This is a genomic window from Acidovorax facilis (assembly GCF_023913775.1).
Classification (GTDB): domain Bacteria; phylum Pseudomonadota; class Gammaproteobacteria; order Burkholderiales; family Burkholderiaceae_C; genus Acidovorax; species Acidovorax facilis.
Genome location: NZ_JAMXAX010000204.1, coordinates 1 through 6,873 on the forward strand (window position 1 = coordinate 1; position 6,873 = coordinate 6,873).

Annotated in this window: 8 protein-coding genes; 1 reads left to right on the forward strand and 7 read right to left on the reverse strand. The window is 64.2% G+C overall.

Annotated features, from left to right (window positions below):
• Nucleotides 1-290 precede the first annotated feature (290 nt).
• Complete coding sequence (locus tag NFX52_RS28815) at nucleotides 291-731, forward strand: GNAT family N-acetyltransferase (protein WP_353848506.1); 441 nt, start codon at nucleotides 291-293, stop codon at nucleotides 729-731.
• Nucleotides 732-797: 66 nt separating this feature from the next.
• Here the strand turns inward: NFX52_RS28815 and NFX52_RS28820 are convergent, their stop codons facing one another.
• From NFX52_RS28820 to lptA, 7 genes are all read right to left on the reverse strand, one after another.
• A complete protein-coding gene (locus NFX52_RS28820; RefSeq protein ID WP_156358888.1) occupies nucleotides 798-1,028 on the reverse strand; it encodes a hypothetical protein in 231 nt (76 codons plus the stop codon).
• Between the two features lie 307 nt (nucleotides 1,029-1,335).
• Nucleotides 1,336-1,821 carry a putative toxin-antitoxin system toxin component, PIN family gene (locus tag NFX52_RS28825; protein WP_252635946.1) on the reverse strand — a complete coding sequence of 162 codons (486 nt, stop codon included), beginning with the start codon at nucleotides 1,819-1,821 and terminating at the stop codon, nucleotides 1,336-1,338.
• On the reverse strand, nucleotides 1,811-3,103 hold the full coding sequence (locus tag NFX52_RS28830) for a THUMP domain-containing class I SAM-dependent RNA methyltransferase (protein ID WP_055402486.1): 1,293 nt from the start codon (nucleotides 3,101-3,103) through the stop codon (nucleotides 1,811-1,813). The genes NFX52_RS28825 and NFX52_RS28830 overlap by 11 nt, the downstream gene beginning before the upstream one ends.
• Nucleotides 3,100-3,582, reverse strand: coding sequence for an acyl-CoA thioesterase (locus NFX52_RS28835; RefSeq protein WP_055402488.1), 483 nt, complete (start codon nucleotides 3,580-3,582; stop codon nucleotides 3,100-3,102). The genes NFX52_RS28830 and NFX52_RS28835 overlap by 4 nt, the downstream gene beginning before the upstream one ends.
• Before the next feature lie 67 nt (nucleotides 3,583-3,649).
• Nucleotides 3,650-5,239, reverse strand: a complete 1,590-nt coding sequence (locus NFX52_RS28840) for an RNA polymerase factor sigma-54 (protein ID WP_055402490.1) — start codon at nucleotides 5,237-5,239, stop codon at nucleotides 3,650-3,652.
• Entirely contained in the window at nucleotides 5,239-6,036 is a 798-nt protein-coding gene (lptB, locus tag NFX52_RS28845) for an LPS export ABC transporter ATP-binding protein (RefSeq protein WP_055402495.1), read from the reverse strand. Before lptB ends, NFX52_RS28840 begins: the two co-directional genes overlap by 1 nt.
• Before the next feature lie 11 nt (nucleotides 6,037-6,047).
• The gene (lptA, locus tag NFX52_RS28850) at nucleotides 6,048-6,701 is read right to left on the reverse strand and encodes a lipopolysaccharide transport periplasmic protein LptA (protein WP_055402492.1); all 654 of its coding nucleotides are present in this window, start codon (nucleotides 6,699-6,701) and stop codon (nucleotides 6,048-6,050) included.
• Nucleotides 6,702-6,873: the final 172 nt, after the last annotated feature.

Here is a 6,873-nt window from a genome sequence, read left to right on the forward strand (position 1 = left end):
GCGTCGGCGCCGACGACCTTCGCCGCTTTGTTCAGGAGTAGTGTTCACGTGTCCACCTAGAGTTGAGGTGGACACGAGGCTCCTACGAGTACGCCATTGTTTCAAGATGCCATGGCTGGCCGCTTACCAAACACCACACGCACGTGCTGGAGTTCAAGGGCGAAGGGGCTTGGGAGCTGCACGCGGCAGCGGACTTCAGATTTGATAGCTGAGCGCGGCGGCTCAAGCGACGGCGGGGCAGCTTCGCCCGATGAGAGCAGGTCGGGTTACGCTTCACCAACCCGGCCTACATGACTTCCGCAATGACCGACTTTGAGATCTACACCCCCACAGCAGAAGAAGTTCACTCCGGCGTCTTAGGCCGTCGGATGCGGCAATTCAACTACGGGTTCGTCGGTGAGTACGGCCAGTCCCAGCCGGTGTGGGTGAGCGCGCGTGACGCGCAGGGCGAATTGGTGGGCGGGCTGCGCGGATTCGTGTTTTTGGAGTGGCTGAACGTGGAACTGCTGTTTGTGGACGAAGCCGCCCGGCACCATGGAGTGGGCCGCAACCTGCTGGCCACGGCAGAACAGAAAGCCCGCAACCTGGGCGCGCACAGCGTGACGCTGAACACCTTTGAGTGGCAGGCGCGCGAGTTCTATCTTAAACAGGGCTATGAGGAGTTTGGGCACATCGACAACTACATCCAGGGATTTCAGCTGGTGTATTTGAAGAAGGTTTTGACGTCCTGATTTCCAGGGCTTGGATTGCCAACGTGGCAGGTCCGACTGCGCCCACCCATCCCACCAAACTTACGATCAACTTCCCAGCAGCATTTCGTACCTTGGCGTGTCTGACAACGGATCTGCAGACGGCACCAGCCCCTCAAAAAAATGGTGATCCTGGTCAGCCAGCAGGTGCGCGGCCTCCTGGTGCAAAAGGAACAGGACCTCTGCATAGGTTGGGTTGTGGTCCCTGCGAATCTGAACCGTAGCGCTCAATTCGGTCCAAACGCCACCGTTATCCCGAACCCAGTACGCATAGGTCACGTCCAACGTCCTGCCCGGAAACTGCCTCTGGAGCTCCTGCTCATCCAGGCTGTGTCCAATGCTCCTGCTGTACTCACGCAGGGCTGAGAGCAAAGTCTCCACATCCTGGCAAGACGGCTCAGAAAAAGACCAGGGGAGATCACGAAGGATTGACGACGGAAGACTTTGAGCCAAAGACGGCCTCGCAAAAAATGAGACAGCGCCAGCGGTATGCCAGAGGAAGTGCCGCCTTGAACTCATGTGCGGTGACAAACGATCATCGGAGGGTAACAGTCCCCACGATCTTGTCGAAGACTTGGCAGGACTATCAAACCGCAAGTTCTGCTACCCCCGCCTCCAGCACCAGCGCAGTCGCCACATCCGCCCCGAAATTCATCAAGCGCTTGTGCATACAGATCACCGCCTTGTCCTTGCTCAGCAAAATCGCCCGGTGTGCCGCCGCCAGGTCGATGAACTTCTGGTCGTCCGCGTCCTTGCAGACATAGGGCACCTTGGGCGCGATCTCCACCAGCCGCGCCTGCGCATCAAATGCAGCGAGTACCTGCGCTGCATCCACGCGGTAGTAGTCCATGCGCCCAACGATGTGCGGATAGGCCAGCACGCGCTCCAGTTCGTCGCGCATGACCTGGGTCGCTATCCAGGCCAGGCGCCCTTGGGCCAGCAGTGCGCGCAGGGGGGCGGTGCGCGGGTCGCTGAAGATCAGCAGGTCGAGCGCGACGTTGGTGTCCACCACCACAGGGCGAGCGGGTTCGCCCGGTGCGGCCTCGGCGGGCAGGCGCAGTTCAACCTGCATTGCGCGGGTCGTTGTCAGGGGCGGGTTTTGCAGCACGGTCGCGCACCGCGCCCTTGATCATGTCGAAGCGGAAGAGGCGGCATTCGATGGGGCCGTTCCACATCGGCACGCGGCGCGATTCTTTCAGGCGCATCTTGCCGGGCAGCTTGAGGTCGGGTGTGAGCATCCAGGCCTGCCAACCAGCGTAGTTCTTCTTCCAGTGCGAGGCCAGCTGGCTGAAGAATTCGCCGCCATCCTCGGTCTGCGCCTCTTCGCGGCCCACGGCCATGCCCTGGGCACGGTCGGCGGCGCGCTCGCTGGCGTTGCGGCCTGCGCTGCCTGCAGCAGCAATGCGCTCGCCGTAGGGCGGGTTCAGCAGCATCACGCCAGGCTGGTCGCACGGTGGCATGCGCTGCAGGGCGTCGCCGCCGCGCAGCTGCACGGCATCGGCCACACCTGCGCGCTCTGCATTGCGCTGCGCAAAATCGACCATGCGGAAGGCCACATCACTGCCAAACAGGGGCACAGCGCTTGTCTGTATTGCGCTTTCAGCTTCGTTTTTAATAGCATCCCAGACATGGGCCTGGAACGGCAGCAGCTTCTCGAACGCAAAGCGCCGCAGCATGCCCGCCGGAATGCGGCAGGCGATCTGCGCGGCCTCAATCACGATGGTGCCGCTGCCGCAGCAGGGGTCGTACAGCGGCTGGGGGTTGTCGCCATGCGGGTCCCAGCCGCTGGCGGCGATCATGGCGGCGGCCAGGGTTTCTTTCAGTGGCGCATCGCCCTTGTCCTCGCGCCAGCCGCGTTTGAACAGCGGCTCGCCCGAGGTGTCGATGTAGATCGTGGCCTCGTCGGTGGTCAGGTGCAGGTGGATGCGCACATCGGGCCACTGGGTGTTCACGTCGGGCCGCACGCCGCTTTTGGCGCGAAAGCGGTCGGCCACTGCGTCTTTGACCTTGAGACCTGCGAAGTTGAGGCTCTGCAGCGGGCTGTGCTGGGCGGTCACCTCGACCTTGAAGGTCTGGCGCGTGGTGAACCAGATTTCCCAGGCCACGTCGCTGGCCATGGCATAGAGATCGTTCTCGGAGCGGTACGGGCGGTGCGCCAACTGCACCAGTACGCGCTGGGCCAGTCGGCTGTGCAGGTTGAGCAGCAGCGCCTCGCGCCACGAGGCGCGCAGCAGCACGCCGCCGCGGCCGACCAGCAGGTCTTGCCCCGTGAGGCCGGTGATGCCATGCACCTCATCGGCCAGAAAGCCCTCCACACCAGCGGCGCAGGGGAGAAAAAGTTGGAGTTGGTTCATGTCGATGGGGAGGATACGCGCTCAGACAATGCGTGGGAATCCGGCGTTCCCGCGCGGGCCAGCAGCAATTGGCGGATGGATTCGGGGATCGGCGCCACCTTGCGGTCGGCCTTGCCGATGAAAACGATGCCGATCTTGCCGCGCGCCACCTCGCGGCCTGAGGTCTTCTCGGTCATGCAAAAGACCAGGTCAAACCCATAGCGGTTGAAGTCCGCAGGCGCCATCTCCACGCGCATGGTTTCACCGTGGAAACCTTCGGACTTGTACTGCGCCACGATGTCGCCGACCACGATGGACAGCCCGCCCACGTCGGCCTCGGGGTAGCCCAGCGACTGGAAGAAGCGCACCCGCGCTTCAGATACCAGGCTCAGAAGTTGCGCGTTGTCCAGGTGCCCGCCTTGGTTGACGTGGCTGATGTAGATCTGCAGCTCGGTGGCAAAGCCAAAGTGCGGGGGGAGGTCGAAGACGATGCGGGCCATGGTGGGGTGGCGGATAGAAAAACGAAAAATTCAGACAGGGCGAGCCATGCGCCCCCAACCGGGGTACCTACAGCGCCTTGCGCAGGTTGGCCGGCGCGATCTTGAGCGCCTCGCGGTACTTGGCCACGGTGCGGCGTGCGCACTCGATGCCCTGTTCCTTGAGCATCTCAGCGATCTGGCTGTCGGACAGCGGCTTGGCGGGGCTTTCTGCGGCCACAAACTGCTTGATGAGCGCGCGCACGGCGGTGCTGGATGCGTTGCCGCCGGTCTCGGTGCCAAGGCCGGAGCCAAAGAAGTACTTCAGCTCATACGTGCCGATGGGCGTAGCCATGTATTTGGCGGTGGTCACGCGGCTGATGGTGGATTCGTGCAGGCCCAGTTCGTCGGCAATGTCGCGCAGCACCAGCGGGCGCATGGCCAACTCGCCGTGGGTGAAGAAGCTTTTTTGCCGCTCCACGATGGCGCGCGAGACGCGCAGGATGGTGTCAAAGCGCTGCTGGATGTTCTTGATGAACCAGCGCGCCTCCTGCAGGCGCTGCTGCATGCCCTGGTGGCCCTCGCCGCCCTTGTGGCCGCGCAGGGCGCCAGCATAAATGTCGTGCACGCGCAGGCGCGGCATCACATCGGGGTTGAGGCTGACGATGAAGTTGTGCTGGCCATCGCGTCCATTGGCACGCCCGGCTTTGCGCACGATGACATCGGGAATGATGATGTTGCGCTCCACGTCGGCAAAGCGGCGGCCGGGGCGAGGCTCCAGGCGAGCGATCAGCGCCATGGCGGCGCGGGTGCGCTCTTCGCCGTCGCCACACAGCTGCGTCAGGCGGCGGATGTCGCGGCGGGCCAGCATCTCCAGCGGCTGCTGACAAATGCGCAGCGCGGTCTGCACCGTGTCGGGGTCAGCATCGCTGTCCTCGTCGGCAGCCAGCGCCGTGAGCTGCAGCGTCAGGCATTCGGCCAGGTTGCGCGCACCCACGCCGGTGGGCTCCAGGCTCTGCAGCAGGCGCTGGGCCACGGTGAAGCGGTGCACCAGCTCTTCAATCTGCTCCAGGTCGTCCGGCCCGGCCAGGCTGATGGCCAGCTCTTCCAGCGGCTCTTCGAGGTAGCCGTCGTCGTTGAGCGATTCAATGAGAAAACGCAGCGCTGCGCGGTCAATCTCTGACAAGCGCAGCGCCAGTGCCTGACGGTGCAAAAAGGCGGTCAGCGATTCATGCGAACGGGCCAGCTCGGTGGCGTCGGCCTCGTCGCCTTCGGAGTCGTTGCGGTTGCGGGCGGGCGCATCCCCGCCCCACTCCGCGTCGTTGGGCGCCATTTCTACCGTGCCGTCACCGCTCCAGTCAGGCTCGTCAGCGCCAGCACTCGGTGTTTCAGCATCATTTTGGCCTTCAGCGCTTGTACTGCTTGCGCTGGTAGCTCCTGAAAATATAGCATCATCCGCACTGTACTCATCGGGCTGCGCAGGCGTGTCGGCGGCTTCGAGGCCAAACTCCTCGCGCGGAGCTTCGTCGGCATTGCGTTCGAGGAACGGGTTTTCGTCGAGCATCTGCTCGACTTCCTGCGAGAGTTCGAGCGTGGACAACTGCAGCAGCCGGATGGACTGCTGAAGCTGGGGGGTCAGTGCAAGATGCTGCGAGACGCGCAGCGAGAGTCCAGGCTTCATCACATGCGGAAATGTTCGCCCAGGTACACCCTGCGCACTTCGGCGTTGTCCACGATCTCGGACGGCGTGCCCTGCGCGAGCACGCGGCCATCGCTGATGATGAAGGCGTGGTCGCAGATGCCCAGCGTCTCGCGCACGTTATGGTCGGTGATGAGCACACCAATGCCCCGCGCCTTCAGGAAGCCGATGATGCGCTGGATCTCGATCACGGCAATGGGGTCGATGCCGGCAAAGGGCTCGTCCAGCAGGATGAAACGCGGTTGTGTGGCCAGGGCCCGGGCAATCTCGACGCGGCGGCGCTCGCCGCCGGACAGGGCCATGGCGGGCGAGGCGCGCAGGTGGTCCACGCGCAGCTCCTGCAGCAGGGCCGTCAGGCGCTCTTCAATGGCATCGCGCGACAGCGGCTGGCCGTCATCACCACGCTGCAGTTCCAGCACGGCGCGCACGTTCTCTTCGACCGTGAGCTTGCGGAAGATGGAGGCCTCTTGCGGCAGGTACGACAGGCCCAGGCGCGAGCGCCGGTGGATGGGCATGTGGGCCACCGATTGGCCGTCGATGCGGATGTCTCCCTCGTCGCTGCGCACCAGGCCCACGATCATGTAGAACGAGGTGGTCTTGCCCGCGCCGTTGGGGCCGAGCAGCCCCACGACCTCACCTTTTTGCACGACCAGCGAAACGTCCTTGACGACCTTGCGGCTGCCATAAGACTTCGCCAGGTGCTGCACCTCCAGGCGGCTGCCCGCCTGGGAATCAGGCCCCAGGCGGCTACCCGCCTGAGTGTCAGGACCGGTACTCACAGCGGGCCCACTCACTTGGCGCCGCCGCCAAGGCTGTTGCTGGGGCGCAGCGCCGGGGCTGAGGCCGGGGACGCCGCCTCGGGGGCCGCCGCAGCGGGCGGTGGATCTTTGGGGGCCAGCACGGCGCGCACGCGGCTGCCTGGTGCGGGGGCATCGCCCGCAGCGTTGGTGGCGGTGCGCTTGCCGTCCACGGAGAACACGTCGGTCAGGTTGTTGTAGACAATCACGGCGCCTGTGATCTCGTCGCTGAGCACAGCGCCCCGGTAGCGGCGCAGCTCGGCACGGGTGATGAAGCGCACGTTGTCGGCCTTGCCGTCGTACTCGATGACTTCGCTCTCGCCTTCGATGAACTCGTCGGGTGCTCCCGGCAGGGTGTCGCGCTTTTGCCGGAAGAAAGCGCGCTTGCCGGGCTCTGCCGTGACCACACCGTACTGGTAGCCATCGGCATCCTGGCGCACATCCAGCCGCGCGCCGCGCAGCACGATGGAGCCCTTGGTCATGACCACGCGGCCAGAGAACACGCTGGTTTGCTTGAGTTCATCGTGGCGCAAAGCGTCCGCCTCGATGTTCATGGGCTTGGCGCGGTCGGCCTTTTCGGCATGGGCCACACCGAAGGTGCAGGCCAGGGCCGCGAGCAGGAGGATCGGAAGGAGGCGATGGTTCATAGGGCACGAATCTTGCAATCATTGTAGCCACCCCGTCGCGTTCCTTGACCCGTCCTGAATAGCGTTGACACCCAGGACGGTTTAAAACTGCAGCCGGACTATCCGGCCAACGACGCCCGATGCACCGCATCGGGCGTTTGCATTTTCAGCGATAGGTGTGGCCGCTCGCAGT